We start from the raw sequence: 26,315 nt of genomic DNA, 5'->3' as shown, positions 1-26,315 counted from the left end.
GGCCGTTCCGGCGGTCTTACGGCGCGCCGTCACCCATGCCCTTGTGGGGCCCCGCTTTTGAGCGGGGCCCCACACTGCTGTCCGCATCTTTCACTACTATTGGCCCGCCGTACGACGACGGCATCCCGGCCGGCATCCCGGCCGCCCGCCCGCCCGGCCGTCACCCGGCAACCCCGCGATCCCGCCGACCCGTTCGGCTGACCGCCCCTGCCCCCATGAGAGGAACCGCGCCGGATGCGACCGGACTACCGCGACTGTTTCCAGCCCTTTCTCCAGCCGGGGGAACGGCTGATCGTCGCCCTGGACCACTACGAGAACTCGGCGCTGCCCGCCGTCCCCGCCCAGTTGCGGACGCCGCGTACCCCGCCCCCTCCGTCCGCGCTCGAACAGCGGGTACGGGGCGCGCTGGGGAGCGTGCTGGGCAAGGTGGCGGAACCCCGCCCCGCAGTGGGGCTTCGGCGCCTCGGTGCCGCGTACGAACATCGCCCGGTTCACGGCACATTCGAAGGTCATCAGCCGGGGGCGGTTCGATGTCACGTTCGTCGACGGGTCGTGGATCGCCCTGGGCAGCCTGTCGCGGGAGCGCATGGAGCGGTTCGTCGCGGTCTTCAACCAGGGTGTCTGAGCCCGTGAGCCAAGGAAGCTGACCACGTGCCGAAGACCGACCACGCCACGCCCTGCCGCCGGTTCCTCCACCCCGGCGAGATCCTGTGGGAGGCCCGCGGGTACCAGGAGTACCCGAATCTCCCGCTCCTCCCCGCCCACCTGCGCGCCCCGCGGAAGCGGCCGACGCCGCGCGGGAAGGGACTCCTCGGGGCGCTGGGCGCCGTCCTCGACAGAGCGACGCAGCCCTCCGGCGGGACGCCCGCCCCCAGCCGTCCGGCCGGCGGCCGGCTGCTCGACAACGGGCTGGTCAACAACCGGCTGACGCGCGCGGCCGGAAACCTCGCGGAGAACCTGAGCGAGGCCCAGGAGAACATCGAGGACGCCCTCGACGACGCCGCCGAGCGGATGATGTACGGCAAGCCCATGGAGGGCAGCTGGACCAGCATGGCCGGCCGGTTCCTCGTCCAGGTCACCAACGCGGGTGGCTCGCCGCAGCACCAGGCGCTCACCGACCGGCGGCTGTTCGTCCTGACGGACCAGGCCACCGGGTGGCGGGAGCGCGAGCCCAAGCTGGAAGTCGCCGCACAGGTACAGCTCTCGAACATCGCGGAGCTGCGGCCCAGGCCGCGCACGACGTTCCCCCGCGGCCGCTTCGATCTGGTCTTCGTCGACGGCTCGTGGCTCGCGCTGTGCTGTTCGTTCCAGGAGGACATGCAGTCGATGGTCACGGCCTTCCACGGGCGCTGACCGGGACCGGCACGACGGCGGGCCGGACCGGCACGGCAGCGGGCGCAACCGGCCCCGCGGCGAACGCGGCCGGCACGGGCGGCGAACGCGACCGTCAGCGCCCGCCGCCCGTGCCGTCCCTCAGCCCGGCAGCACCTTCGTCAACGGCCCCACCAGCGGCAGGTCCTTGAGCGCGCCGCCGTTCGCGAGCGCGCCGGTCAGCAGCGACGTGCTCAGCGGCTTGAAGTCGGCGACCTGGGTGCTGACGGTGTTGGCCAGTGGGTTGACGGGGGTGTTGGCCAGCGGGTTCACCGGGAGGTTCTTGACCGTGGTGAGGCCGGCCGCGGAGTTCAGCAGTGCGCCGGTCAGTGCCGGGGCGGTGGCGCCGGTGGCGGCGCTGCGTTCCGCGGCAGCGGGCGCGGCGGACACCGTTGCCGCACCGCCCGCCGCGATCGCGGCACCGGCCGCGGAGATCACCAGCCCCGTCCTCAGCAACGTGCGCAGAGTGCGGCTGGACTTGAGACGTGCATGGGAGGGCATGGGCACCTGCCTGGGGTTTCGGAGGAGTCGAAGCGCTGTACGAACGAGAGCCGTCGGGTAATCGATTGACTCCGTAGCGTAGTTGAGCGGGAGGGGTCGATCCACCTCGCGCGCCAGGGGTAGCCCACACGGCCCCATACGCGACAATGGGTGCCCGTGAGCTCCCACTCCCGCACCCAGCCGCCGCCCTCCCCCGCGCTCTCGGCCCCTCCCCCGCGCCCGGCTTCGCCCGAGCGGGGAGGCCCCCAACAGGGAGGCACCCGCGCCCGGGTCATTTTGCTGACCGGCCCCTCGGGCTCCGGCAAGACGTCCCTGGCCGCCCGCAGCGGACTGCCCGTCCTCCGCCTCGACGACTTCTACAAGGAGGGGACGGACCCGACGCTGCCGCAACTGCCCGACGGCGGCGGCGCCGACTGGGACGCGCCGCTGTCCTGGGACGCCACCGCCGCGGTCGCGGCCATCGACGCGCTGTGCCGTTCGGGGCGCACCGACGTTCCGGTCTACGACATCGCGACCAGCGCCCGGGTCGGCGTGTCGGGGCTCGACCTCGGCGGCGCCCCGCTGTTCATCGCGGAGGGCATCTTCGCCGCCGATGTCATCGCGGACTGCCGTGCGGCGGGGCTGCTGGCCGACGCGCTGTGTCTGCGCGGCCGCCCCACCACCACCTTCCGCCGCCGGCTGGCGCGGGATCTGCGCGAAGGCCGCAAGTCGGCCCCGTACCTCGTACGCCGGGGACTGCGCCTGCTGCGCGACGAGCGGTCCGTCGTCACCCGGCACATCGCGCTGGGCGCACACCCCTGCGCCAAGCCGGAGGCCCTGGCCCGTATATCGGCGGCGCGGGCGGCGGACCCCGTCGACGCGTAGCGGGCGAGGCGGGTCGCCGCCGGGCGAGGCCGGTCGCCGCCGGGCCCGCACCGGACCGGGGCCGCACCTGGCCGGGGCCGCACACACGAAGAAGCGGGTTCGGACAGACCCCCCGGCCGTCCGAACCCGCTCCCTCTTCCCCCGTGCCCCCGTACTTCCCCCGTCTCCCCGTTATCCCCTTTTACCCCCTCGGGCGTTTCCCCCGGTTCCCCCGGTTCGCCCGATCCCCCTCGGGCTCCCCCGATCCTCAGGCCACCAGCTCGCCGAAGGACTCTTCCTCGTCACGGCCGAAGCTGAGGACCTCGTCCTCGCGCAGCCGGCGCAGGGCGCGCCAGATGCTCGACTTCACCGTGCCGACACTGATGTCGAGAATGTCCGCGATCTCCGGGTCCGTACGGCCCTCGTAGTAGCGCAGCACCAGCATCGTGCGCTGCGTCTCGGGCAGCCGGGCCAGCGCCTGCCACAGCACGGCGCGCAGCTCGGTGCCGCGCATCGCGTCCACGTCGGCCGCCGTCTCCGGCAGCTCCTCGGTCGGGTACTCGTTGAGCTTGCGCCGGCGCCAGGCACTGATGTGCAGGTTCGTCATGGTGCGGCGCAGATAGCCGCCGAGCGCCGCCTTGTCGCTGATCCGGTCCCACGCCCGGTAGGTCGAGAACAGCGCACTCTGCAGCAGGTCCTCGGCCTCGTAGCGGTCGCCGGTCAGGTGGTAGGCGGTGGCGTACAGGGAGGCGCGGCGCTCCTGGACGTAGGCGGTGAAGGCCGCTTCGGCCTCGGCCGTCTCCGACGCGGAACGCCGTTCCCCCGTGTCCTCCCCGTACTCCGCTCCCCCGTTGTTTCCCCCGTGGGCGGCGTTGCCCCCGTGCCCCCGGTTTCCCCCGTCGGCCACGGCCGGCGTGACCGTCGTGGCGTCGATGGCCACCATGTACGGCGGCCGCTGGCGCCCGATGCTGCGGGTGCAGACCCGCCCGGCACCGGACTTCTCGCCGGTCCTGACGACGTCATGGAGCCGCGTGATAACTGCGCTGGTAGTGGTGCCGTGCAGTGTGTTCATCTCGCGCCCCCCGTCGTAGAGCCAGCTCGTTCGGTCCGTGCTGTTCGTTCGTGCTGTCCGGGTGTTGATCTCTCCCGACGCCCCAAAGACTGCCAACCCAGTTTCATCGCGTTGTCCGCCGACTGTCACAGGCCTGTCACAGGGGCCGGTGCGGCGCGTCGCGGACGCCGCACGGGTGCGGGCCTTGTGTACGAGAGCGCCACTGGTCGATCTCCCGGCGTCCCATGGGCCAGAATGGCTGACGTGCCTTTCCTGTTGCTGATCGAGGACGACGACGCCATCCGCACGGCCCTCGAACTCTCGCTGTCGCGCCAGGGTCACCGTGTGGTGACCGCGGCGACGGGCGAGGACGGCCTGAAGCTGCTGCGCGAGCAGCGCCCGGACCTGATCGTGCTGGATGTGATGCTGCCGGGCATCGACGGTTTCGAGGTGTGCCGGCGGATCAGGCGTACGGACCAGCTGCCCATCATCCTGCTCACCGCGCGTAACGACGATATCGATGTCGTGGTGGGCCTGGAGTCCGGCGCCGACGACTATGTCGTCAAACCGGTGCAGGGAAGGGTGCTGGACGCCCGGATCCGGGCCGTACTGCGCCGTGGCGAGCGTGAGTCCAGCGACTCCGCGACGTTCGGCTCGCTGATGATCGACCGGTCGGCGATGACGGTGACCAAGAACGGCGAGGACCTGCAACTGACGCCGACCGAGCTGCGGTTGCTGCTGGAGCTGAGCCGCCGGCCCGGCCAGGCGCTGTCCCGGCAGCAGTTGTTGCGGCTGGTGTGGGAGCACGACTACCTGGGCGACTCGCGTCTGGTGGACGCGTGTGTGCAGCGGCTGCGCGCGAAGGTGGAGGACGTACCGTCCTCCCCGACCCTGATCCGTACGGTCCGCGGCGTCGGCTACCGGCTGGACTCGCCGCAGTGAGCAGGCCTTCCACGGGTGGTGCGACGACGGAGGACGGCGGGGGCGACGGGGCCGGGGACGACGGTGCGCCCGCGGCCGGCCGGCGGGTGCTGCGGATGCTGGGCCGCCCCTCGGGGCTGTTGCGCTGGACCAGCCTGCGGCTGCGGCTGGTCGTGGTCTTCGCGCTGGTGGCGCTGACCGCCGCGGTCTCCGCTTCGGGCATCGCGTACTGGCTCAACCGCAACACCGTTCTGGACCGTACGCAGAACGCCGTCCTCAAGGACTTCCGCAAGGCGCTGGAGGACAACACCCGGTCGCTGCCGCTGCACCCGCGGTGCGCCGAACTCCAGGACGCCGCCCGGCAGATGGCGGCCGGTCCGCAGAACTACGCGGTGCTGCTGATAGGTGTCGACCGCGAGGGCAAGGACTGCGCGGCCACCACGGACAAGGACCTGCTGACGCTCGAGAACGTGCCCGCAGCGCTGCGCAGCGCGGTCAACGAGGTGCGTCCGGTCGACGAGTCCAACCGCTACGCGCACCATCTCTACTGGCAGCGCCGGCAGGTCGGGGACACGCCCTACCTCGTCGCCGGGGCACAGGTGATCGGCGGCGGACCCACCGGCTACATGATGAAGTCCCTGGCCGCCGAGCGGCAGGACCTCACCTCACTGGCCTGGTCGCTGGGGATCGCCACGGCGCTCGCGCTGGTCGGCTCGGCCCTGCTGGCGCAGGCCGCGGCGACGACGGTGCTGCGGCCCGTACAGCGGCTGGGACATGCCGCGCGGCAGCTGGGCGAGGGGCGGCTGGACACCCGGCTGCGGGTGACCGGCACCGATGAACTCGCCGACCTCTCCCGGACGTTCAACCGTACGGCGGAGCGCCTGGAGCACCGGGTCGCGGAGCTGAGCGGGCGTGAGGCGGCGTCCCGGCGGTTCGTCGCCGATATGTCGCACGAGCTGCGGACGCCGCTGACCGCGATCACCGCCGTCAGCGAGGTGCTGGAGGAGGAGGCCGACTCCCTTGACCCGATGATCGCGCCGGCCGTGCAGCTGGTGGTCAGCGAGACCCGGCGGCTCAACGACCTCGTGGAGAACCTGATGGAGGTCACCCGCTTCGACGCGGGCACGGCCCGTCTCGTGCTGGACGACGTCGATGTCGCGGACCAGGTGACCGCCTGTATCGACGCACGGGCCTGGCTGGACGCGGTCGAGCTGGACGCGGACCGCGGCACCGTGGCCCGGCTGGATCCGCGGCGGCTCGATGTGATCCTGGCGAACCTGATCGGCAACGCCCTCAAGCACGGCGGCTCGCCGGTGCGGGTCTCGGTCAGCACGGAGGGCCCGGCGGGCGACGCCGGGGGCCGGACGGGCAGCACCGCCGTCTCCGCCGGTGGCGGCCCGGGTGGTGCGGGCGGTTCGGGCGGTGCCGGCGGTACGGACGAGGCCGGTGCGCCCGGTGAGCCGGCGGCCGGTGTCGAGGGCGGCGGGCCGGAGCGGTCCGGAAAGGCGCCGGGCGAGGGGCGGCCCGGGAGCGGGAAGCTGGTGATCCGCGTACGGGATCACGGCCCCGGCATCCCGGAGGAAGTCCTCCCGCACGTCTTCGACCGCTTCTACAAGGCCAGCGCCTCCCGGCCGCGGTCGGAGGGCAGCGGTCTGGGCCTGTCGATCGCGCTGGAGAACGCCCATATTCACGGCGGAGAGATCACCGCGGCCAACCTCCCCGAGGGCGGCGCGGTCTTCACCCTGCGGCTGCCGATGGATGCCTCCCCTCTGGCGGACGGCGACCGGCAGGACGACGACACGGCCGACGACGAGGACACGGAGGACGGGCGATGAGGCCGGGCAGGCGGACCGGACGGCGCACCGCCGCCGTGGTGGTGCTCGCACTCGCGGCCGCGGGCTGCGGGATCCGGGGCACGTCCGTACCGGTCGACGCGGGCGGCGCGCCGTCACGGGTGAGCTGCAAGGCCCCGGCGAGCCCGGCGCCCTCGGCATCGGCATCGTCCGGCACGGGCTCGGGCTCGGGCACGGACGCGGATCCGGGCTCGCAGGCGCTCGTGTATCTGGTGTGCGGCTCGGCGCTGGCGCAGGTCGAGCGGGCGGTGCCCCCGTCCAAGGCCGACGACCCGCGGCTGCCGACCGCCCGTGCCCTGCTCCACGAGCTGCAGCGCGAGCCGTCCGCCGACGAGGAGAAGGCCGGCTTCAGCACCGCACTGCCCCGGGACGTCAAGGTCACGGGGCCGCGCGACGGCGACCCCGCGGATGCGCTGCGGCTGAGCATCCGGCCGGAGGATCTGCCGTCGTTCGCGCTGGCGCAGCTGGTGTGCACCTACGGCGCGAGCCCGGCGCTGGGCCGCACCCACGCCGCCGTGCTGGGCGGGCCGGGCGACGATACGGCGCACCGTTACGACTGCTCCGCGGACGTGCTGGCCAACCCGGACATCGCGGAGAACGCCGGGTGGGGCGACCCCTTGTCGGAGGAAGCGGAAGGCGGGGCGCCGCAACAGGGCTGACGCTGCCGGCAGGGCCGACGGGGCGGCTCAAGACGGGCGCAACGGGGCGGAACCGCAGCCCCCACTCCCGGCGTCCTGGCCTGTGTGCAGCCCCATGGCCCCGGCACCACCGCCGCTCCCCGTATGCGCGTCACCGGACTTCTCCTCCTCGTGGCGCATCTGCTGACCGTCGCCTGGCTGACATTGCGTCCCCGTACGGTGCCGTGGGTGCCTGCCGCGAACCTCGAACCGCTGGCCACGATCCGGGCCGAGCTGGCGCGCGGCTGGTCGTGGGAAGCCGTCCAGCATCTGGGCGGCTCGGTGCTGCTGCTGGCGCCCCTGGGGGTGCTGCTGCCGCTCTCCGCGGGCCGCCTGAACGTTTCGCCACTGGTCTCCCTGACCCGCACCGCCTTCGCCGGAGCGATGATCGCGCTGGCCATCGAGCTGCTGCAGTCAGGGGTGCCCGGACGGGTCCCGGACATCGACTCGGTGCTGCTGGGCGCCCTCGGCGTGGCCGTGGTGCACCTGGCGGTCGTCCCCGGGGCACGCCGCCGGCTCCGCCGCAGGTATGGGCCTCTCGGGGGTACAACCCCGACAATCCCCAGGGTCGGACTGGCCCCGAAGGCTGATGCTCTCTCCGGCGGCCGGACCTACCTTTGAGACATCGGGGCACACGCCCCGCCGAGTCGAAAAGGAGCCGTCCTCATGGCCGCCGCACTGGTCCGCCCCCGCAACAACCGAATGATCGCCGGAGTGTGCGCGGGCCTGGCCCGTCGCTTCGGTACGACCCCGGCAACGATGCGCGTGCTCTTCGTGGTGTCGTGTCTGCTCCCCGGCCCGCAGTTCCTGCTCTACCTGGCACTGTGGATACTCCTCCCCTCGGAGGAGAAGGCCACCGGCGCCGCCGCCTGGTGACCCGCGCGTCCGGCCCCCGCACATGACGATGCCCCGGCCGTACGCACCAGGGCGTACGGCCGGGGCACGGCGCGGTACCCGTCCCCCGGGGGACGGGCCGCGTCCGGCGTCAGCCGCCGAGGAGGCTGCCGGGCTGCAGGCCGCCCAGCAGCTTGTTGCCCTGGGAGTTCACCTTCGTCTTGACGTTCTTGATGTTCTTGCCGGCCGGCTTGGCCTTGGTGAGACCCGAGACGGTCTTGGCGGCGTCCTTCACCGGCAGGCTCTTCAGCACCCCGGTGGTGTCGGGGGTGCCGATCGCCGGGGCGGCGCTGGCGACGCCCGCGGCGGTGACGGCGAAGGCGGCACCGAGCGCGACGGTACCGAGAGTCTTGATGGTTCCCTGCTTCATCGAATTACGTCCTCGTGATGGGGGCTTGACCGGCCAATCAACCTAGTGATGCGGCAACCGGCGCCGCAAACAGCCACGAGGAAAGGAAAAACGGCCGGTGGACATTCCACCGGCCGTTGCGCTATAAGCTCGCGTTACCTACTCACGCAGAGCCAGAAGCACTGTTCACAGGGGCAGTTGAGTCCTGGGGACGGAACAGCCATTCGGCCCGCAATTCCGCATAACCGGGCTTGATGACGTCATTGATCATGCCCAGACGTTCATCGAAAGGAATGAACGCTGATTTCATCGCATTGACTGTAAACCACTGCATGTCATCGAGCGTGTACCGGAAGGTCTTGACCAGGTGCTCGAATTCGCGGGACATGTTCGTGCCGCTCATCAGCCGGTTGTCGGTGTTGACCGTGAGCCGGAACTGCAGTCGGCGCAGCAGGCCGATGGGGTGCTCCGCATAGGAGGGGGCGGCCCCGGTCTGCAGGTTGGAGCTCGGGCACATCTCCAGCGGGATGCGCTTGTCCCGTACGTACGAGGCGAGCCGGCCGAGCTTGACCGAGCCGTCGTCGGCGACCTCGATGTCGTCGATGATCCGGACACCGTGGCCGAGGCGGTCGGCGCCGCACCACTGCAGGGCCTGCCAGATGGACGGCAGACCGAAGGCTTCACCGGCGTGGATGGTGAAGTGGTTGTTCTCCCGCTTGAGGTACTCGAACGCGTCGAGGTGGCGGGTGGGCGGGTAGCCGGCCTCCGCGCCCGCGATGTCGAAGCCGACGACGCCGGTGTCCCGGTAGCGGTTGGCGAGTTCGGCGATCTCCAGGGCGCGGGCGGCGTGCCGCATCGCGGTGAGCAGGGCGCCGACGCGGATGCGGTGGCCGTTCTCGCGGGCCCGCCGCTCGCCCTCGCGGAAGCCCTCGTTGACCGCCTCGACGACCTCTTCGAGGGTCAGCCCCTGTTCGAGGTGCTGCTCGGGCGCATACCTGACCTCGGCATAGACCACACCGTCCGCGGCAAGGTCCTCGGCGCACTCGGCGGCCACCCGGGCCAGTGCGTCACGGGTCTGCATGACGGCGCAGGTGTGCGCGAAGGTCTCCAGGTAGCGCTCGAGCGAACCGGAGTCGGCGGCCTCACGGAACCAGACCCCGAGCTTTTCCGGGTCGGTCTCGGGCAGGCCCTCGTAGCCGTTCTCACGGGCCAGGTCGACGATCGTGGCCGGCCGGAGCCCGCCGTCGAGGTGGTCGTGGAGCAGCACCTTGGGGGCACGGCGGATCTGTTCACTGGTCGGGAGTGTGGTGGTCTCGCTCGTCATCTCGGCACTCTAGCCCCTACGCGCGTAGATCTCACCGAACGATACGTAACAGTGACCCGTCCACGGGGTGGCGGGCGCGCCACCTTCTGCCATCGTTCTGCACATGGCTCAGCAAGCACTGCCGGTGCGCGAGGCCCGGCTGGGAAAACCGCTGGGAACGGCCGGCAAGGAAGGGGCGCGCGAGGCGTTCCGGTGGCGGGGTGGCGGCGGTCGGGGCACCGGCCGGGAGGTGAGCGGGGTCGCTCTTTTACTGCCCGGAGGCGGACCGACCGGGGTGCGGCGCCCGTCGCCGGTGGCGGCGCTGGCGGTGCGGCCGCTGGCTGCCCGGCTGGCGAAGGCGGGGCGCCCCGAGGGCCTGACGGCCCATGTCGTGCGCTACCGCTGCAGCGGCTGGAACGGGCCCGACGCCCACCCGGCACGGGATGCCGCCTGGGCCCTGGACGAGGTGGTCCGCCGCTACGGCGACGTCCCGGTCTGCCTGGTCGGCACGGGCATGGGCGCCCGCGCCGCCCTGCACGCCGCGGGTCACCCTGCCGTCAACTCCGTACTGGCGCTGGCCCCTTGGCTGCCCGACCCCGGGGAGAGCGACGAGCGGCCCGACCCGGTGAAACAGCTCATCGGCCGGCAGGTCCTGCTGGTCCACGGCACCAACGACGAACGCACCGACCCCGATCTCTCCTACCGCTACGCCGAGCGCGCCAAGAAGGTCAACCGCGACACCTGCCGTTTCGAGGTGCACTCCGACGGCCACTCCCTGCACCAGCACCGCGCCGAAGTCCTCTCCCTGGCAGCCGATTTCCTGCTCGGCTCACTCTTCGCCCGCGACTACGCCCGCCCCGTGAAGGACGCCCTGGCCGCACCCCCGCCGCTGGGCCTGCGCATGCCCCTGGCCGCGGGCTTCGGGGTGTCGCTGCGGCACTGAGGCACCTAGGCACGGAGGAACGGCGCGCCCACGGCACCGGGAGGGCGGGACCGAGGCAAGGACGGAGGGAGGCAAGCCGGAAGTGAGGGAGCGAGGGAGCAAGGCACCGAAGGAGTGACGGAGTAAGGCCCCGAAGCACCGGGGCACTGCCGTACCGGCGCACCGAAGCACCGAAGCACCGAAGCACCGAAGCACCGGCTGAACGCAGGCCGCCCCCGAGCCGTTCGCCTCACCTGGGCAGCAGTTTCCCCCGCCGGCTCAGCAGGAACTTCTTGAATGCGGCGACCGGCGGGGTGTCGGGGTGGCCGTCCAGCCAGGCGACGCCGATCTCGCGGACCGCGCGCGGGGCCGTCACCGTGAGCTCGACGACCCCGGGGCGCGGTACGGCGGGCGGCGGCAGCAGCGCCACGCCGAGGCCGGCCGCGACCAGGCCGCGCAGCGTCTCGGCCTCCTCCCCCTCGAAGGCGATCCGGGGGGTGAAGCCCGCCTCGGCACACAGTGCGTCGGTGATCCGGCGCAGCCCGTAGCCGGGTTCGAGGGTGACGAACAGCTCGCCGGAGGCCTCGGCGAGCCGGACCCGCTTGCGGCGGGCCAGCGCATGGTCGTCGGGGACGACCAGGCGCAGCTTCTGCTCGTCGAGCCGGCGGGCGACCAGGTCCGGGTAGTCCGGGACCGGCGAGGTCAGGCACAGATCGAGGTCGCCGGCGCGCATCCGCTCGATCATGGCCTCGCCGTAGTTCTGGACGAGCTGGAAGCGGACGCGCGGGTGGTCGGCACGGAAGCTGCGGATCAGGCCGGGCACGGTCTCCGGGCCGAGGGTGTGGAGAAAGCCGAAGGCCACCTTCCCGGCGGCGGGGTCGACATCGGCCCGTACGGACTCCGTCGCCCGCTCCAGATCCGTCAGCGCGCGCTCGGTGGAGGCGAGGAAGGCCCGGCCGGCCGGGGTGAGGGAGAGGGTGCGGCCATGGCGGGCGAAGAGGGCGACGCCGAGGTCGTCCTCCAGGCGGACGAGGGCGCGGCTGAGCGTCGGCTGCGGCATGCCGAGTTCCAGCGCGGCGCGGGTGACGTGCTCGTGCCGGGCGACGGCGGTGAACTGGGCGAGCCGCGGGGCGAGGACCACGGCCCAGGAATCGCCCCCGAGCTCGGCCGCCTCCCCCGCCTCCGCGCCGGACCGCGGCGCTCCGGCAACATCTTTTCTGTTGCGACCTTGCAACAGCGGCCTTTGCGAGCTGGGATCATGTGTCACAGCATTGATTATGGCGTTTCCATGCATTGGACGCATGAAACGCGGCGGCCTACCTTCGAAGCATGCCTCCCGCTGATACCGGGGCGTCCGTCACCGACCGTGCGGCCGCCTCTCCCTCGTCGTCCACTGACACTTCTCTCTCCGCCGCCGCCCCCGACCCCGAGTCGGACAAGCTGCGGCCGGGCGGCCCCGGCTACCGCCGGATGAGTTTCGCCCTCTTCGCCGCCGGAGTGGCGACCTTCGCCCTCCTGTACTCCACGCAGGCGCTGCTGCCCGCGATCTCCACCGACCTCGGGGTCAGCCCGGACCAGGCGAGCTGGACCGTGTCCGCGGCCACCTTCGGGCTGGCGCTCGGCGTGATCCCGCTGAGCGCGGTCTCCGAGCGCTTCGGCCGGCGCACGCTGATGACGGTCTCCCTCTCGGTCGCCGCGCTGATCGCCATGCTGGTGCCGTTCGCCCCGTCGCTCGGTGCGCTGATCGCGCTGCGCGGCATCCAGGGTGTGGCGCTGGCCGGCCTGCCGGCGTCGGCGATGGCGTTCCTGGCCGAGGAGGTACGCGCCAAGGCGCTGGTGGCGGCCATCGGACTGTTCGTGGCGGGCAACAGCATCGGCGGGATGTCCGGCCGGATCGTGACCGGCTGGGTCGCCCAGGCGTGGGGCTGGCGGGCCGCGCTGGCGGCGGTGGGTGTGCTGGCCGTGGTGTGCGCGGTGACCTTCCGGCTGCTGGTCCCCAAGGCCCGGCATTTCGCGCCCCGTTCGGTCGGTCCGCGGGCGCTGGCCCGCACGCTCGGCGGCCACCTGGCCGACCCGCTGCTGCGCCGCCTCTACGCCATCGGCGGGCTGTTCATGACGGTCTTCGGCGCGGTCTACACGGTCATCGGCTACCGCCTGGTCGCCGAGCCGTTCAACCTCCCGCAGGGCATCGTCGGTTCGATCTTCGTGATCTACCTGGTCGGTACGGTCTCCTCGGCCGCGGCCGGCAAGCTGGTCGCCCGCACGGGCCGCCGCGGTGCCCTCTACCTGGCCGTCGGCACGACCTCCACGGGTCTGCTGCTCTCGCTCTCCGACTCCGTCTACGCGGTGCTGGCGGGCCTGGTCCTGATCACCGCCGGCTTCTTCGCGGGTCATGCGGTCGCCTCGTCCTCGGTCAGCCGCACCGCCAAGACGGCGCGCGCCCAGGCGTCGGCGCTATATCAGTGCGCGTACTACGTCGGCAGCAGCCTGGGCGGTGCCCTGGGCGCCGCCGCCTTCCACGCCGTCGGCTGGGAGGGCACCGTCCTCCTGGGCCTGGCCGCAATGGTCGGCGCCGCCTCGATCACCCTCTACGCCACCCGCAAGGCCGTGGCCGAACGCCGCCTCCTCCACCTGGAGAAGGCCGCGTAACACCCCGCAGACCGAAGGGCCCGTCCCACCACCTGTCCTGGTGGGGCGGGCCCTTCGTCGTTCTCCGTCAGTCGACGGGGAAGATACCGGTGTCCAGGGTGAGGCCGAAGGGCGCGGGAAGCTCCAGCTCGTCGCCGAACTTCACGGTGTGCAGTACCCGGTAGACATCGCCCGTCGGTCCTCCGTAGAGGGTGATGGCCGGTCCGGCGGGGGCCCATCGGTCAACAAGCAGATAGAGCGGTACGCCGGCCCGTGCGTACCCGGCCGCCTTCGCGATCCGGTCATTGGTCGCGTTGGACTTCGAGGTGACTTCGACGATGAGTTTGGCGGTGGCCGCCGGCACGAGCTCGCCGGTTTTGGCGAGGACGACATCATCCGGGACCACGGCGAGGTCCGGAATGTAGAGGCCCTTGCGCAGGGGGCCCCCGTGCCGAGGGTCTGGTAGACGTCCCAGTCCTCCGGGAGCACGGAGTACAGGTGGCGCTGGAGCTTCACAGCGATGAAGTTGTGGATGTTGTCCAGCGGCGGCGACATGGTGACGATCCCCTCAATGATCTCCACCTTCCAGCCCTCGGGTGCGTCCGCCTGCTCCCAGATGCGGACAAGGTCGTCCCACTCGGAGCCGCTACCCGAGGCGTGGTCGACGGTGAGTGCGCTCATGGCGGTCTCCTCTATCGGCACGTCACCGATCCCAGCATGCCGAACGGGACCGGTGAAGGCCCACCGATCCCGTTCACCCGTACGGGAAAGCCGCAGCTCAGGCGATGCGCTCCAGCACCACCGGAGTGGCGGCGAAGGCCTCGTCCTCCGGGCCCACGAGGACGCCACCGTCCAGTGCCTCCAGGGCGTACGGGAACTTCTCGGGGGTGTCGGTGTGCAGGGTGAGCAGGGGCTGGCCGGCGGTGACCGTGTCGCCCGGCTTGGCGTGCAGTTCGATGCCCGCGCCGGCCTGGACCGGGTCCTCCTTGCGGGCGCGGCCGGCGCCCAGGCGCCAGGCGGCGAGGCCGACGGCGTAGGCGTCGAGGGTGGTGAGGGTGCCGGAGGAGGAGGCGGTGACGACATGCTGTTCGCGGGCCACGGGGAGGGCCGCGTCGGGGTCGCCGCCCTGGGCGCTGATCATGCGGCGCCAGTGGTCCATGGCGGAGCCGTCGGCGAGCGCCTTGGCCGGGTCGGCGTCCTTGAGCCCGGCCGCGTCGAGCATTTCGCGGGCAAGGGCGAGGGTCAGCTCGACGACGTCCTGGGGGCCGCCGCCGGCCAGTACCTCGACGGACTCGCGGACTTCGAGGGCATTGCCGGCGGTCAGGCCGAGCGGGGTGGCCATGCCGGTCAGCAGCGCGACCGTCTTCACGCCGTGGTCGGTGCCCAACTCGACCATCGTGGAGGCCAGTTCGCGGGCGTTGTCGAGGTCCTTCATGAAGGCGCCGGAGCCGACCTTGACGTCCAGCACGAGGGAGCCGGTGCCCTCGGCAATCTTCTTGGACATGATCGAGGAGGCGATCAGGGGGATGGACTCGACGGTGCCGGTGACGTCGCGGAGCGCGTAGAGCTTCTTGTCGGCGGGGGCCAGGCCGTCGCCGGCGGCGCAGATGACGGAGCCGACGTCGCGCAGGACGTCCAGCATCTCGGCGTTGGAGAGCGTCGCGCGCCAGCCGGGGATGGCTTCGAGCTTGTCGAGGGTGCCGCCGGTGTGGCCCAGGCCCCGGCCGGAGAGCTGCGGGACGGCCGCGCCGCAGGCGGCGACGAGCGGGGCGAGCGGCAGCGTGATCTTGTCGCCCACGCCGCCGGTGGAGTGCTTGTCGGCGGTGGGGCGGGGCAGCGAGGAGAAGTCCATGCGCTCGCCCGACGCGATCATCGCGGCCGTCCAGCGGGCGATCTCCGTACGGTTCATTCCGTTGAGGAAGATGGCCATCGCGAGGGACGACATCTGCTCATGGGCGACCTCGCCGCGGGTGTAGGCGTCGATGACCCAGTCGATCTGATCGGGGGTCAGCTCACCGCGGTCGCGCTTGGCGCGGATGACGGAGATGACATCCATGGAGGGTTCCTTTCAAACGGTTAGGTCCGTTCTACACGCATAGACGTTGGAGTGGCCAGGGTCGGCCGGCGGCCGCCACCGGGGTGCGGTGCCGCGCCCTGGGCGCAGGCGCGCCGGCTCAGCCCTTGCCGGCGAACTGCCGGAAAGGGCCGAGGCACTGGAGCCGGCGCAGGCCCGAGGCCAGTCCGGCGCCGTGGTCATCCCCAGCCAGTACAGATGCACCTGCAGCCCCGCAACGATCAGAACCGGGGAGGCTTCCGGGTCCTGTCAGCGGTGTCGTGCTTGAGCAGATGCGCCTCGCCCCCGTCGTGCCGGTCGGCACGGAGAGCGGGCACCGGACGCCTTCGAGGGGCGCCCAAGGGGACACATTCATGCCCCACATACATGACGAAACCATCCCATTCGACGCCACCCCTCCCTCCCCAACACCCCCATTGAGTACTGATGAGCGAATTAGAGGTGATTTGCCGAGATGCAAATATATGCGAGTTCGAAACACGAATAGGTTAATTCATGGAGTGATGTGAGTCACTTGACACATTCACCCGATAGGTCTTCACTTTCCACGACAGTCGAAATGAATGCCGGGAATTCTGTCCGGTCTCGATGTCTCCTGTCGTCGGACAAGCATCCCGTTCACCATGCAAATGGAGGTGCTCATGAAACTCGTTCGCATCGTCAAGAAGTTCCGCCCGGAAAAGAGCCTCAAGGCATACGCCTGGTACGGCTGGATTTAATCAGGCAGTTCCCCGCCTGGCTTGCGTCGGCCAGGAGTTCTGGCCGACGCGGGCTGCCTACCCACGGAGTTCACCCATGCCCATGCACCGCGTCGGCGGGAGCGGTCGGGTCATCGAGTTCGCGCCGAGAATCGAAGAACTGTTAAGTCGCTATCGTGGTGCGTCACTTTTCCGTCTGGAGCCCGAGACGATCGGCATATCCGGCGCCGATCTGATGGACAGCCTGCTCCGTAGCAGGCCGGCCAATGCGGAGGAGAGGCCCACCTTCAAACCCGTCCAGGGGCGGCTCGTCGTCCGTACCGATGCGTCCACCTTTATGCAAGCCGTGGGCTCGGACGTGCGAAGCGCACTGCAGCGTCCCCTCGACGACGCGGTCGACCTGACCGGCCGGTGGCCGCATGTTTACCTGCGGAATCTCGTTTTCGGAAACGAACGTCTGCGATTCCGGGTGCTGGTCGACCGCCGACTGGAGTTGACACCGAAACTGACCTGGTCGGCCGTCGCCTCCGGCGCCGCCTTGTGGGGCAGGCCCGGGAAAAACGTACCGCTGTCAAAACTTGCCGCTCTCGTCCTCGATTCCCAGACCTACGGTGACCGGCGCTATGCCATGTACCTGTACCGGCGGGTGGCAGCACCGGTGTGCTTCACCGTATCCGCGCTTGTCACCAACGCCCTGTGGCTAGGGGCTCCATTCAGCGATGACGTATCGAACCGGAACATCATCCTTGAGGCACTTCGCCTGCTTCCCCCTTCATGGAACATCTTGCGAGTGGCTTCTCCGGAGTTCTCGGACGTGGACGCACGGATCGGCCCGAAAGACGATGTCCTGTTGCTTCCCCTGCTGAGCCATCGCGACCCCAGGCTCTGGGACGAGCCCGACGCGTTTCGTCCCGACCGCTGGGACGAGCTGGACGCAGACACCCACCCCGGATATCTCCCCTTCGGCCACATGAGCGAACGCTGCTGGGGCCGGCATATGGTCCTGCCCCTGGCCGAACGGCTCCTGGACATCGTGCGCCGGGACGGCCTGGTGGTGAGTCCGGACCAGACCAGGGGGAAGGTCGAACTCGACGGCTTGCTCGAAGTGTCCGAAGTGCAGATGACTCGACCGTGACGGTCCTGGAACCCAGCGCATACCCGCGGTGTGTCCGTACAGGTACCGAGCGGCGGAGCGGTTCGCGCGAGGTGAGGCGAGCTCGGTGATCGCGAGGCCTGCCCGTCAGTGTCCGGTCGGTGCATCGCCACGTGATGGGGGCTCACCTACGGTGCGGCCGGTACAGGTGATGCGGGCGATCCCGAGACGCTGGAGACCTTGGAGACCTACTGTGCCGCCGGTTCCCTGCGCCGGGCCGCCGAGCTTCTGCACCTGCACCACAGCAGCGTCGCCCGGCGCCTCGAACAGATCGGGAAGGCCCTGGACCTCGACCTCACCGAACCCACCGGACTGCTACGGGCCAGGATCGCCCTCACCGCGTGGCGGCTGCTCAACGACTGATCGTGGCGGCTGCCCGACGGCTGGCCGTGGGCGCACCGGGGGCCCGTCACCCCGTCAGATGCCCCGCCCCGAACGCATCCGGCAGCAGTTCCGACAGCGGGCGGATGCCGGCTGCCGTGTCGACCAGGAGGTCGGGGCCGCCGTGTTCCCACAGGAGTTGGCGGCAGCGGCCGCAGGGGACGAGCAGTTCGCCCGCCCCGTCGACGCAGGTGAAGGCGGTCAGCCGGGGTGCCGGTCCGTCGCTGGTGGCCCGGCCGGCGAACAGGGCGGAGATCAGGCCGCATTCGGCGCAGAGGGCGAGGCCGTAGGAGGCGTTCTCGACGTTGCAGGCGGCGATCGTGCGGCCGTCGTCCACGAGGGCGGCGGCGCCGACGGGGTAGCCGGAGTAAGGGGCGTAGGCCCGGGACATCGCGTCCCGGGCCTGCGCGCGCAGTGCGGTCCAGTCGACCGGCACCGGTGGTGTCATATTCCTTGTCCTCGGCGGTAGGGCCTGCCGTTCGCCTTCGGGGGCCGCAGTCGCTGGGCGGAGAGGGCGAGGACGAGCAGGGTGGCGATGTACGGGCTCGCCTCGACCAGTTCGAGCGGAACGGTGTCGGCCAGGAAGTACCAGCCTATGAGGACGACGGCGGCCACCGCCGACAACGCGGCCTGGGTGCGCTTGGCGGCGCGCAGCTTCAGCAGCGCGATCACCGCGAGCAGGGCCGCCAGGCCCAGCAGCAGGGCGTGGACGGTCGGGCCGCCGCTGCGCAGCTGCATGGCGTCCATGAAGCCGAACAGGCCCGCGCCCATCGCGACGCCGCCCGGCCGCCAGTTGCCGAAGATCATCGTGGCGAGACCGATGTAGCCGCGGCCGCCGGTCTGTCCGTCCTGGTAGAAGTGCACCCCGATGGAGAGGAAGGCACCGCCGAGACCGGCCAGGGCGCCGGAGACCAGGACCGCCGCGTACTTGTACGAGTAGACGTTGACGCCCAGGGACTCGGCCGAGATCGGGGCCTCGCCGCAGGAGCGCAGCCGCAGTCCGAAGGACGAGCGCCACAGCACGAAGAAGGTGCCGGCGAACAGCGCGATCGTCAGCAGCGTCAGCCAGGAGACGTTGGTGACCGCGGCGCCGAGGATGCCGGCGACGTCGGAGACCAGGAACCAGTGGTGCGCCTCCAGGGAGCTCAGCGCGTCCGACAGGCCGGGGACGGTGAAGCTCGGCATGTCGGGCATCGGCGGGGACTGCTTGTCGTTGCCGCCGGCCAGCATGGCCGCGCTGCCCTCCTGGCCGAACCACAGGGTGGCCAGGTACTGGGTGGTGCCGAGCGCCAGGATGTTGACCGCGACACCGGAGACGATGTGGTCGACGCCGAAGGTGACGGTGGCGACGGCGTGGATCAGGCCGCCGAGCGCACCGCCGGCGATGCCGGCCAGCGCCGCCGCCCAGGGGCCGTGCTCCCAGCCGATCCAGCCGGCCGCGAACGAGCCGAGCATCATCATGCCTTCGAGGCCGATGTTGACCACGCCGGCCCGCTCGGACCACAGGCCGCCCAGACCCGCCAGGCCGATCGGCACGGCGGCGCTCAGCGCGGCGCCGAACTGGCCGGTGGAGGTGAGGTCAGCGGTGCCGGTGACGGCCCGCAGGACGGAGAGCGCGACCAGCGCGCCGGCGATGATCAGCAGGATCCAGGGGTAGGTCAGCTTGCGCCGCCCGCTCTTCCCGGGGACCGCGAGCTTCGTCGCGGTCTTGAGGTCCGTACTCACGCCGACACCTCCGGCTTGTCGCTCTTGTCAGACTTGTCGGCGTTGGTGGTGCGGGACAGGGCGGCCAGCTCCTCACCGACCTTGCGCTGCTGCAGCCGCAGCCCGTAGCGGCGCACGACCTCGTAGGCGATGACCACGCAGAGCACGATGACGCCCTGGATGACGCCGACGATCTCCTGCGCGTAGCCCTCGAACTCCAGCCGGGAGCCGGTGCGGTCGAGGAAGGCCCACAGCAGGGCGCCGAAGGCCATCCCGACGGGGTGGTTGCGGCCGAGCAGGGCGATGGCGATACCGGTGAAGCCGATGCCGGCCGGGAAGTCCGTGCCGTACTGGAAGGACTCGCCGAGCAGGGTGGGCATGCCGACCAGGCCGGCCGCGGCACCCGACAGCAGCATGCTGCTGACGACCATGCGCTTGACGCTGACACCGCTGGCCTCGGCGGCCGGCTCGGAGGCGCCCACGGCACGCAGGTCGAAGCCGAAGCGGGTGCGGTTGATGCCGAACCAGTACAGCGCGCCGGCCAGCACCGCGATCACCACGAAGCCGTAGACCGGCTTGGGGTGGGTCGGGAAGGAGAAGAAGTGGCTGGATTCCGGGAGGAACTTGGTGTGCAGGAGGTTGCCGTCCTTGATGGCGAGGCGGCCGTCCTGCAGGAAGTAGCCGATGACCGAGGCGGCGATGGCGTTCAGCATGATCGTGGTGATCACTTCGCTGACGCCGCGGGTGGTCTTCAGCAGACCCGCGATGCCCGACCAGATCGCGCCCACGAGCATCGCGATGACGATGAGCAGGATGATCTGGATCGCGCCGGGCAGTGCGATGGCCCCGCCCACCGCGGCGGCCGCGAAGGCCGCCAGGCGGTACTGGCCGTCGACGCCGATGTTGAAGAGGTTCATGCGGAAGCCGATGGCGACCGCCAGCGCCGAAAGGTAGTACGGCACCGCCTTGTTGATGATCCAGACCTGGCTGTCGCTGTAGTGGCCGTAGTCGGCCATGATCCCGTAGGCCCGGAAGGGGTTCTCGCCGGACGCGAGGAAGACCAGGGACGAGATCACTATCGCGGCGACGATGGCCAGCACGGGCGCGGCGATCGCGAGGATCACCTTGTCGCGGGTGGCGCTCCTGGCGATGGCGTCCACGGCGGGGTTCTTGGCGGGGCCCTTGGCGGGGCTGTTCGTGGACGTACTCACTTCTGCTCACCGCCCTGCTCGCCGGCGCCGTTCGGCGCACCGTCCTGGGACGCGCCGTCTTCCGGCGCGCCGTCTTCCGAAGCGGTGAGGTGGCCGCTGGCGGCACCGGTCATGGCGGAGCCCAACTCCTCCGGGGTGATGACGGCGGGGTCCGCGTCCGCGACCAGCCGGCCCCGGTACATCACCCGCAGGGTGTCGGACAGCCCGATCAGCTCGTCCAGGTCGGCGGAGATCAGCAGCACCGCCAGGCCCTCGCGCCGCGCCTCGCGGATCTGTTCCCAGATCTGCGCCTGCGCGCCGACGTCGACGCCGCGGGTGGGGTGGGCGGCGATCAAGAGCTTGGGCCGGTGGCTCATCTCGCGGCCGACGATCAGCTTCTGCTGGTTGCCGCCGGAGAGCGAGGACGCGGTGACCTCGATGCCGGGGGTGCGCACGTCGTAGTCGGCGACGATGCGCGCGGTGTCCTTGCGGGCACCGGCCAGGTCGAGCAGCCTGCCCTTGCTGTTGGGCCGCTCGGTGACATGGCCCAGGATGCGGTTCTCCCACAGCGGGGCTTCCAGCAGCAGGCCGTGGCGGTGGCGGTCCTCGGGGATGTAGCCGACGCCGCCCTCACGCCGGGCGCGGGTGGAGGCCCCGGACAGGTCGTTGCCGTCCAGGACGACGGTGCCGTGGTCGGGGGTGCGGGTGCCCATGACGGCCTCGACGAGCTCGGCCTGGCCGTTGCCCTCGACACCGGCGACGCCCAGCACCTCGCCCTTGTGGATGGTGAAGGAGATGCCGTCCAGAACGGTGCGGACCACGCCGTCGGAGTCGGTCGCGGAGAGGTGGAGCTCGCTTACGCGCAGCATCTCCTCGTCCGTGACGGTCGACTCGCGGGTCTCCGGGGACGGCAGTTCGCTGCCGACCATCAGCTCGGCGAGCTGCTTGGGCGTGGTCGCGGACGGCTCGACCGACGCCACGGTCGTGCCGCGGCGGATGACGGTGATGTCGTCGGCGACCGACAGCACCTCGCCCAGCTTGTGCGAGATGAAGATGACGGTCAGGCCCTCGGACTTGAGCTCGCGCAGGTTGTCGAAGAGCGCGTCGACCTCCTGCGGGACCAGGACGGCGGTCGGCTCGTCGAGGATGAGGGTGCGGGCGCCGCGGTAGAGGACCTTGAGGATCTCCACCCGCTGGCGGTCGGCGACACCCAGGTCCTCGACCAGCACGTCCGGCCGGATGTGGAGCCCGTAGGCCTCGGAGAGCTCCGCTATCTTCGCGCGGGCGCCGGCGCCGATGCCGTGCAGCTTCTCCGCGCCGAGGACGGTGTTCTCCAGGACGGTGAGGTTGTCGGCCAGCATGAAGTGCTGGTGGACCATGCCGATGCCGCGGGCGATGGCGTCGCCCGGGGTGTGCAGGGTGACCTGTTCGCCGTCCAGCGCGATGGTGCCCTCGTCCGGCTTCTGCATGCCGTAGAGGATCTTCATCAGGGTGGACTTGCCGGCCCCGTTCTCGCCGCAGAGGGCGTGGACGGTACCGCGGCGCACGGTGAGGTGGATGTCGTGGTTGGCCACGACGCCGGGGAACCTTTTGGTGATTCCGCGGAGTTCTACAGCGGGGGCGTCCGGGACGGCCCGGCCACTGCTCGTGGATGCTGCGTTGATGGCGCACTCCCCTCGGGGATGACGGTGCGGAAAGGACGAGGAACGAGAAAGCGGGACCGGAAGGTCACCGGGGGACGCGGGGACCGGCCCCCGGGCCGGCGCTGCGGGCGCCCCGGGGTGGACCGTCGTCCCTGGCTGCGACGCCTGGCTGCAGCGCCCGGCTACGGCGTCTGACTACGGCGTCTCCTTGACCTTCACCTTGCCCTCGATGATCTTCTTCCGGGCCGCGTCGATCTGCGGCTGGATGTCCTTGATGAAGCCGCCCGAGGTGGCGAGCGAAACGCCCTTGTGCTTGAGGTCGTAGGCGTGGATGCCGGTCAGCGGCTTGTGGTCCTCGTAGCTCTTGATCAGGTCGAAGACGGCCACATCGACGTTCTTCACGACCGAGGTCAGGATGTGGTTCTTGTACTTCGCCAGACCGGGCTGCTGGTACTGGTCGGAGTCCACGCCGATCCCCCAGACGCCCTTGTGCCTGCTGATCTCCTCGATCGATCCGGCGCCCGACTGCCCGGCCGCCGTGTAGATCACGTCGATCCCGCTGTCGGTCATGCCCGCGGCCTTGGCCTTGGCGGCGGCCGGGTCGTTGAAGCCCTTGTCGTTGTTCGGGTAGAGGTACTGCGAGACGACCTTGGCCTTCGGGTCGGTGTCGCGTACGCCCTGCTCGAAGCCGGCCTGGAACTTCTGGATCAGTGCGTTGTTCACGCCACCGATGAAGCCCACCTTGTGGGTCTTGCTCTTCAGCGCCGCGGCGACGCCGGCCAGGTAGGAGCCCTCGTGCTCGGCGAAGACCATGGCATCGACGTTCTTGCCCTGCGGCACGGCGTCCACGACACCGAAGCTGGTATCGGGGAAGTCCTTGGCGACGTTCTGCACGGACTGGCTGTACGCGAAGCCGACGCCGATGACCGGGTTGTAACCGGCCTCGGCGAAGGACGTCAGCCGCTGCTCGCGGTCCGCCTCGGTCTCGCCGTTCTTGGCGGTGAGCATTTTGACCTTGACGCCCAGCTGTTTCCGGGCGTTCTCGGTGCCGCGGGCGGCCGCCTCGTTGAACGAGTGGTCGTCCCGGCCGCCGATGTCGAAGGCCAGTCCGACGCCCGCGTGCTTGGCGCGATTGGCCTCGGCGAAGCTCTGTCCGCACGCGGTGGCGGTGAACGCGAGACAGGTGGTGGCGGTAGCCGCGGCGGCAATCCTGATGACCCGACGCACGGGGCCTTCCCTTCGCTCTAAGCGCCCCCTTTGGCGCTGGCTTGTGGGAGATTAACGCGCGTAGACCTGGCGCAAAACCCTCCACTGCGCGGACGTTATCGATTCGAGGCGTAGGGCACGTCGACGAAACATGGGCGGGTGAATTGCGAAGCCCGTCCCGGCTGGCTGCCGAAACGGGCTGATATGCACTCTTAACGGTCAGTGGCCGGTTATGCGGCCCGGTCATAGGGGGCGGAGCCGGGCAGGGCTGCCCCGGGCCGTCCCCGGCGGCATCGCCTCAGTCCGGCAGATCCCCGTCCAGCAGCGCGCACGCCGTGAAGAGTTCGACGCCTGCCTTGATGGCCTGTTCGTCGACGTCGAAGTCGCCGCGGTGCAGGTCGCGGCGGGTGGTGTCGGCGGGTGGGTGGACGCCGAGGCGGGCCATGGCGCCGGGGACGTGTTCGAGGTACCAGGAGAAGTCCTCGCCGCCGAGGGACTGCTCGGTGTCCTCGATGGCGCCCTCGCCGCGGCGGGCGGCCATCGCGGAGTGCAGCAGCTGGACGGTGACCGGCTCGTTGACCACCGGCGGGACTCCGCGGACGTAGGTGATCTGGGACTTCGCGCCGTGCAGGGTGGCGACCTCGTCGATCGCGGCGTGGACCAGGTCGGGGGCCTGCCGCCAGGCTTCGAGGTCGAGGCAGCGGACGGTGCCGGAGAGCTCGGCGTGCTGCGGGATCACGTTGCAGGCGTGGCCGGAGGCCAGGCGGCCCCAGGTGACCGCGAGTCCGGCGCGGGCGTCGACCCGGCGGGAGAGCAGCGCCGGGACGTCCAGGGCGACCCGGGAGGCGGCGGTGACCATATCGGTGGTCAGGTGCGGGCGGGCGGTGTGGCCGCCGGGGCCGTCGAGCCCGACCTCCAGGCGGTCGCAGGCGGAGGTGATCGCGCCCACCCGCAGCCCGATCCGGCCGGCGTCGACGCGCGGGTCGCAGTGGACGGCGAGGATCCGGCCGACGCCCTCCAGCGCGCCGGACTCGATCGCGTCGGGGGCACCGCCGGGCAGCACCTCCTCGGCGGGCTGGAAGATCAGGCGGACCGGGCGCGGCAGGGCGCCGGTGCGGGCCAGGTCGGCGAGGACCAGGCCGGCGCCGAGGACGACGGTGGTGTGGACGTCGTGGCCGCAGGCGTGGGCGCGGCCGGGGACCGTCGAGGCGTAGTCGACGGTCTTGGTGTCCGGGATGGGCAGGGCGTCGATGTCCGCGCGCAGGGCCAGCAGGGGGCGGGCGGGGTCGGCGGCGAGCGCGCGCCCGTCGGCCGTCGCGGCCGGTGTGCCGATGTCACAGATCAGGCCGGTGCCGGTGGCCAGTACCCGGGGCCGCAGACCGGCCCGCTCCAGCCGTTCCCCGATCGCGGCGGTGGTCCGGAACTCCTGGTTGCCGAGCTCGGGGTGCATGTGCAAGTCGCGCCGGAACGAGCTGAGTTCGGCGCGCAGCGCGTCGGGGAGCGCGCCGGGGAGCTGGTCCCCGGCGGGAGTACGGGCGGTGCCGGCATCGCGGGAGATCGAGTGGTTCACCCGTGGAAGGTTACGGCCCCGGACGGGGCAACTGTCCCTCGATCAACAAAAGTTCAGCCCGTTAGGGGAAGAAAATCTAGGCCGCTCGGCGCATGGACGGTTTATGCGAAGGGTATGCAGTAGGGCTTCCTGCGCGGCGGCGCCGGTCCTCAGCCGGCCGCCGCCCGCTGGGTGAACGGCAGTCGCTGCACGTCGCGGGCGGTGCCGGTGACCCCGTCGAGAAAGCCCTGGGCACGCGGTGAGGCATGGGCCGTCAGCCACTCCGGATCGATGTCGCAGACCGCGACCTTGACCTCGGTGCCCAGCAGGGCGAGCGGCAGGGTGTGCACGACGGTGGAGGGGAAGCTGACGATCAGCCGTCCGATGGGGCCGCGCCGGGCGATCAGTTCCAGCGGCAGGTCGGGGCGGACGATCTCCAGCCCCGTTTCCGCCACCAGCCGGCGCAGCTTGTCGGCGCTCTCCTTGCGGTGGGCGAAGTAGCGGGTGGCGCCGTGCGTACGGGCCAGGGCGGCGACGGCGGCCAGGTAGCGGCCGTCGTCCACGACCCCGGTCTCCACCAGCGAGGTGCCGACGATGTCGGCGGCGCGGGTGAGCCGGGGCGGGCCGAAGCGGTCACGGGTCCAGGCGAACTCGTTGGTGGTGACCTCGACGCCCGGCGGTGCCTCGACGGGCATCGAGCTGAACAGGCCGACGGTGCGGCGGCCGCCCTCGGGCGCCGGCGTGAGCCGGCGCCGCGCGGTGGCCGAGAACGGCGCGAAGGCCAGGTCCCGCGCCCCCCGTCCGCTGCCGTTGCGGTGCCAGCGCACCAGCCGTTCGCCGCGGGCGAGTTGGGAGATGAACTCCATGGTGGCGGTGCCGTCGTCGACCACGACCAGATCGCGTGCCCGGGTGAGGGTGAGCAGCAGTTGGACGTAGCGGGAGAACGGGTCGCCGATGACGATGCGGCGGGCGCGGCGCAGCAGCGGGGTGAGCCCGCCGATGGTGCGCATCGGCGCGGTCGGGCCGCCGCGGGCCTCTTCCCAGCGCACCGTATGGCCTTCGTCGCGGGCGAGTTCGGCCATCCGGCGCAGCTGTCCGCGGGTCATCGGGTCCTGCGGGGAGAGCACGACGACGGTGAGCGCGGTGGCCTGTGCCGTGTACGCCCATTCCAGGACGTTCAGTAGCTGTACCGGGCTCTCGACGAAGGCGAGGGTGCCGGCGTCCCGGGCGGCGGCGTCCGGTCCCGCACCGGTGCGTGCGGGCCGGGGGCGCTGCCGCGGCACCCCCAGGAGACGACGGGCGGGAGAACCCGTCGTCTCCTGGGGCGGGACCCCGGCGCCGGGTGTGACGGACCCGGCGCGGGTCCCTTCAGGTGAGCTCACCATCGCTCCCGTCGGTTCGCCC

The 26,315-nt window shown here is 71.1% G+C and carries 26 protein-coding genes and 1 pseudogene; 13 read left to right on the top strand and 14 right to left on the bottom strand.

The genetic code is table 11. The features are described from left to right. Positions 1 to 466: 466 nt before the first annotated feature. Together ABZ851_RS08905 and ABZ851_RS08900 are read left to right on the top strand one after the other, a co-directional pair. A complete protein-coding gene (locus tag ABZ851_RS08905; RefSeq protein ID WP_361124186.1) occupies positions 467 to 625 on the top strand; it encodes a hypothetical protein in 159 nt (52 codons plus the stop codon). A gap of 26 nt (positions 626 to 651) precedes the next feature. Beyond that, entirely contained in the window at positions 652 to 1,353 is a 702-nt protein-coding gene (locus ABZ851_RS08900; protein ID WP_361124184.1) for a hypothetical protein, read from the top strand. 120 nt (positions 1,354 to 1,473) lie between these two features. On the opposite strand, the gene ABZ851_RS08895 is transcribed toward ABZ851_RS08900, so the two are convergent. Continuing rightward, entirely contained in the window at positions 1,474 to 1,872 is a 399-nt protein-coding gene (locus ABZ851_RS08895; protein ID WP_361124182.1) for a hypothetical protein, read from the bottom strand. A 273-nt stretch (positions 1,873 to 2,145) separates the two neighbouring features. Between ABZ851_RS08895 and ABZ851_RS08890 the strand changes: the two genes are divergently transcribed. After that, positions 2,146 to 2,736 carry an ATP-binding protein gene (locus ABZ851_RS08890; RefSeq protein WP_361124910.1) on the top strand — a complete coding sequence of 197 codons (591 nt, stop codon included), beginning with the start codon at positions 2,146 to 2,148 and terminating at the stop codon, positions 2,734 to 2,736. Between the two features lie 247 nt (positions 2,737 to 2,983). On the opposite strand, the gene ABZ851_RS08885 is transcribed toward ABZ851_RS08890, so the two are convergent. Beyond that, positions 2,984 to 3,787: a SigE family RNA polymerase sigma factor gene (locus tag ABZ851_RS08885; protein ID WP_361124180.1), complete on the bottom strand. Its 804-nt coding sequence runs from the start codon at positions 3,785 to 3,787 to the stop codon at positions 2,984 to 2,986. Positions 3,788 to 4,030: 243 nt separating this feature from the next. On the opposite strand from ABZ851_RS08885, the gene afsQ1 reads away from it, so the two are divergent. From afsQ1 to ABZ851_RS08860, 5 genes are all read left to right on the top strand, one after another. Continuing rightward, on the top strand, positions 4,031 to 4,708 hold the full coding sequence (afsQ1, locus tag ABZ851_RS08880) for a two-component system response regulator AfsQ1 (protein WP_048830120.1): 678 nt from the start codon (positions 4,031 to 4,033) through the stop codon (positions 4,706 to 4,708). 95 nt (positions 4,709 to 4,803) lie between these two features. Further along, positions 4,804 to 6,522, top strand: coding sequence for a HAMP domain-containing sensor histidine kinase (locus ABZ851_RS08875; RefSeq protein WP_361124908.1), 1,719 nt, complete (start codon positions 4,804 to 4,806; stop codon positions 6,520 to 6,522). Further along, on the top strand, positions 6,519 to 7,199 hold the full coding sequence (locus ABZ851_RS08870; protein WP_361124178.1) for a hypothetical protein: 681 nt from the start codon (positions 6,519 to 6,521) through the stop codon (positions 7,197 to 7,199). Before ABZ851_RS08875 ends, ABZ851_RS08870 begins: the two co-directional genes overlap by 4 nt. Before the next feature lie 84 nt (positions 7,200 to 7,283). Then, the gene (locus tag ABZ851_RS08865) at positions 7,284 to 7,838 is read left to right on the top strand and encodes a VanZ family protein (RefSeq protein WP_361124176.1); all 555 of its coding nucleotides are present in this window, start codon (positions 7,284 to 7,286) and stop codon (positions 7,836 to 7,838) included. Between the two features lie 45 nt (positions 7,839 to 7,883). After that, positions 7,884 to 8,093 (top strand): PspC domain-containing protein, encoded by a 210-nt coding sequence (locus ABZ851_RS08860; protein ID WP_088799618.1) that lies wholly within the window; start codon positions 7,884 to 7,886, stop codon positions 8,091 to 8,093. A 109-nt stretch (positions 8,094 to 8,202) separates the two neighbouring features. On the opposite strand, the gene ABZ851_RS08855 is transcribed toward ABZ851_RS08860, so the two are convergent. Both ABZ851_RS08855 and ABZ851_RS08850 read right to left on the bottom strand, forming a co-directional pair. Further along, complete coding sequence (locus ABZ851_RS08855; RefSeq protein ID WP_336050759.1) at positions 8,203 to 8,481, bottom strand: hypothetical protein; 279 nt, start codon at positions 8,479 to 8,481, stop codon at positions 8,203 to 8,205. Between the two features lie 142 nt (positions 8,482 to 8,623). Next, positions 8,624 to 9,784: an adenosine deaminase gene (locus ABZ851_RS08850; RefSeq protein ID WP_361124173.1), complete on the bottom strand. Its 1,161-nt coding sequence runs from the start codon at positions 9,782 to 9,784 to the stop codon at positions 8,624 to 8,626. A gap of 103 nt (positions 9,785 to 9,887) precedes the next feature. Between ABZ851_RS08850 and ABZ851_RS08845 the strand changes: the two genes are divergently transcribed. Beyond that, entirely contained in the window at positions 9,888 to 10,706 is an 819-nt protein-coding gene (locus ABZ851_RS08845; protein ID WP_361124171.1) for an alpha/beta hydrolase, read from the top strand. Positions 10,707 to 10,935: 229 nt separating this feature from the next. Here ABZ851_RS08845 and ABZ851_RS08840 read toward each other — a convergent pair whose 3' ends face one another. Further along, positions 10,936 to 11,979: a LysR substrate-binding domain-containing protein gene (locus ABZ851_RS08840; protein WP_361124169.1), complete on the bottom strand. Its 1,044-nt coding sequence runs from the start codon at positions 11,977 to 11,979 to the stop codon at positions 10,936 to 10,938. Between the two features lie 35 nt (positions 11,980 to 12,014). Between ABZ851_RS08840 and ABZ851_RS08835 the strand changes: the two genes are divergently transcribed. Then, positions 12,015 to 13,334 (top strand): MFS transporter, encoded by a 1,320-nt coding sequence (locus ABZ851_RS08835; RefSeq protein ID WP_361124167.1) that lies wholly within the window; start codon positions 12,015 to 12,017, stop codon positions 13,332 to 13,334. A 67-nt stretch (positions 13,335 to 13,401) separates the two neighbouring features. Here ABZ851_RS08835 and ABZ851_RS08830 read toward each other — a convergent pair. Next, a pseudogene (locus tag ABZ851_RS08830) lies at positions 13,402 to 13,994 on the bottom strand (Uma2 family endonuclease). A 97-nt stretch (positions 13,995 to 14,091) separates the two neighbouring features. Then, positions 14,092 to 15,369, bottom strand: coding sequence for a thymidine phosphorylase (locus ABZ851_RS08825; protein WP_361124165.1), 1,278 nt, complete (start codon positions 15,367 to 15,369; stop codon positions 14,092 to 14,094). Positions 15,370 to 15,950: 581 nt separating this feature from the next. Between ABZ851_RS08825 and ABZ851_RS08820 the strand changes: the two genes are divergently transcribed. The 3 genes from ABZ851_RS08820 (at position 15,951) to ABZ851_RS08810 (ending at position 17,601) form a co-directional block, all read left to right on the top strand. Beyond that, on the top strand, positions 15,951 to 16,106 hold the full coding sequence (locus tag ABZ851_RS08820) for a tryptorubin family RiPP precursor (protein WP_361124163.1): 156 nt from the start codon (positions 15,951 to 15,953) through the stop codon (positions 16,104 to 16,106). 76 nt (positions 16,107 to 16,182) lie between these two features. Next, entirely contained in the window at positions 16,183 to 17,220 is a 1,038-nt protein-coding gene (locus ABZ851_RS08815) for a cytochrome P450 (protein ID WP_361124160.1), read from the top strand. A 198-nt stretch (positions 17,221 to 17,418) separates the two neighbouring features. Then, positions 17,419 to 17,601: a helix-turn-helix domain-containing protein gene (locus ABZ851_RS08810; RefSeq protein ID WP_361124158.1), complete on the top strand. Its 183-nt coding sequence runs from the start codon at positions 17,419 to 17,421 to the stop codon at positions 17,599 to 17,601. A gap of 46 nt (positions 17,602 to 17,647) precedes the next feature. On the opposite strand, the gene ABZ851_RS08805 is transcribed toward ABZ851_RS08810, so the two are convergent. From ABZ851_RS08805 to ABZ851_RS08775, 7 genes are all read right to left on the bottom strand, one after another. Beyond that, positions 17,648 to 18,067, bottom strand: a complete 420-nt coding sequence (locus ABZ851_RS08805; RefSeq protein WP_361124156.1) for a cytidine deaminase — start codon at positions 18,065 to 18,067, stop codon at positions 17,648 to 17,650. Further along, positions 18,064 to 19,344, bottom strand: coding sequence for an ABC transporter permease (locus tag ABZ851_RS08800; RefSeq protein ID WP_361124154.1), 1,281 nt, complete (start codon positions 19,342 to 19,344; stop codon positions 18,064 to 18,066). The genes ABZ851_RS08805 and ABZ851_RS08800 overlap by 4 nt, the downstream gene beginning before the upstream one ends. Then, positions 19,341 to 20,483, bottom strand: a complete 1,143-nt coding sequence (locus ABZ851_RS08795; protein ID WP_336050801.1) for an ABC transporter permease — start codon at positions 20,481 to 20,483, stop codon at positions 19,341 to 19,343. Before ABZ851_RS08795 ends, ABZ851_RS08800 begins: the two co-directional genes overlap by 4 nt. Before the next feature lie 47 nt (positions 20,484 to 20,530). Then, positions 20,531 to 22,087 (bottom strand): ABC transporter ATP-binding protein, encoded by a 1,557-nt coding sequence (locus ABZ851_RS08790; RefSeq protein ID WP_361124151.1) that lies wholly within the window; start codon positions 22,085 to 22,087, stop codon positions 20,531 to 20,533. Between the two features lie 264 nt (positions 22,088 to 22,351). Next, positions 22,352 to 23,383 (bottom strand): BMP family ABC transporter substrate-binding protein, encoded by a 1,032-nt coding sequence (locus tag ABZ851_RS08785; RefSeq protein WP_361124149.1) that lies wholly within the window; start codon positions 23,381 to 23,383, stop codon positions 22,352 to 22,354. Between the two features lie 277 nt (positions 23,384 to 23,660). Further along, a complete protein-coding gene (locus ABZ851_RS08780; protein WP_361124147.1) occupies positions 23,661 to 24,932 on the bottom strand; it encodes an amidohydrolase in 1,272 nt (423 codons plus the stop codon). Between the two features lie 149 nt (positions 24,933 to 25,081). Then, positions 25,082 to 26,293: a hypothetical protein gene (locus tag ABZ851_RS08775; protein ID WP_361124145.1), complete on the bottom strand. Its 1,212-nt coding sequence runs from the start codon at positions 26,291 to 26,293 to the stop codon at positions 25,082 to 25,084. Positions 26,294 to 26,315: the final 22 nt, after the last annotated feature.

The sequence above is a fragment of the Streptomyces sp. NPDC047049 genome (assembly GCF_040643995.1).
Lineage (GTDB): Bacteria > Actinomycetota > Actinomycetes > Streptomycetales > Streptomycetaceae > Streptomyces > Streptomyces mooreae.
This window is presented reverse-complemented; position numbering and strand designations above follow the sequence as displayed.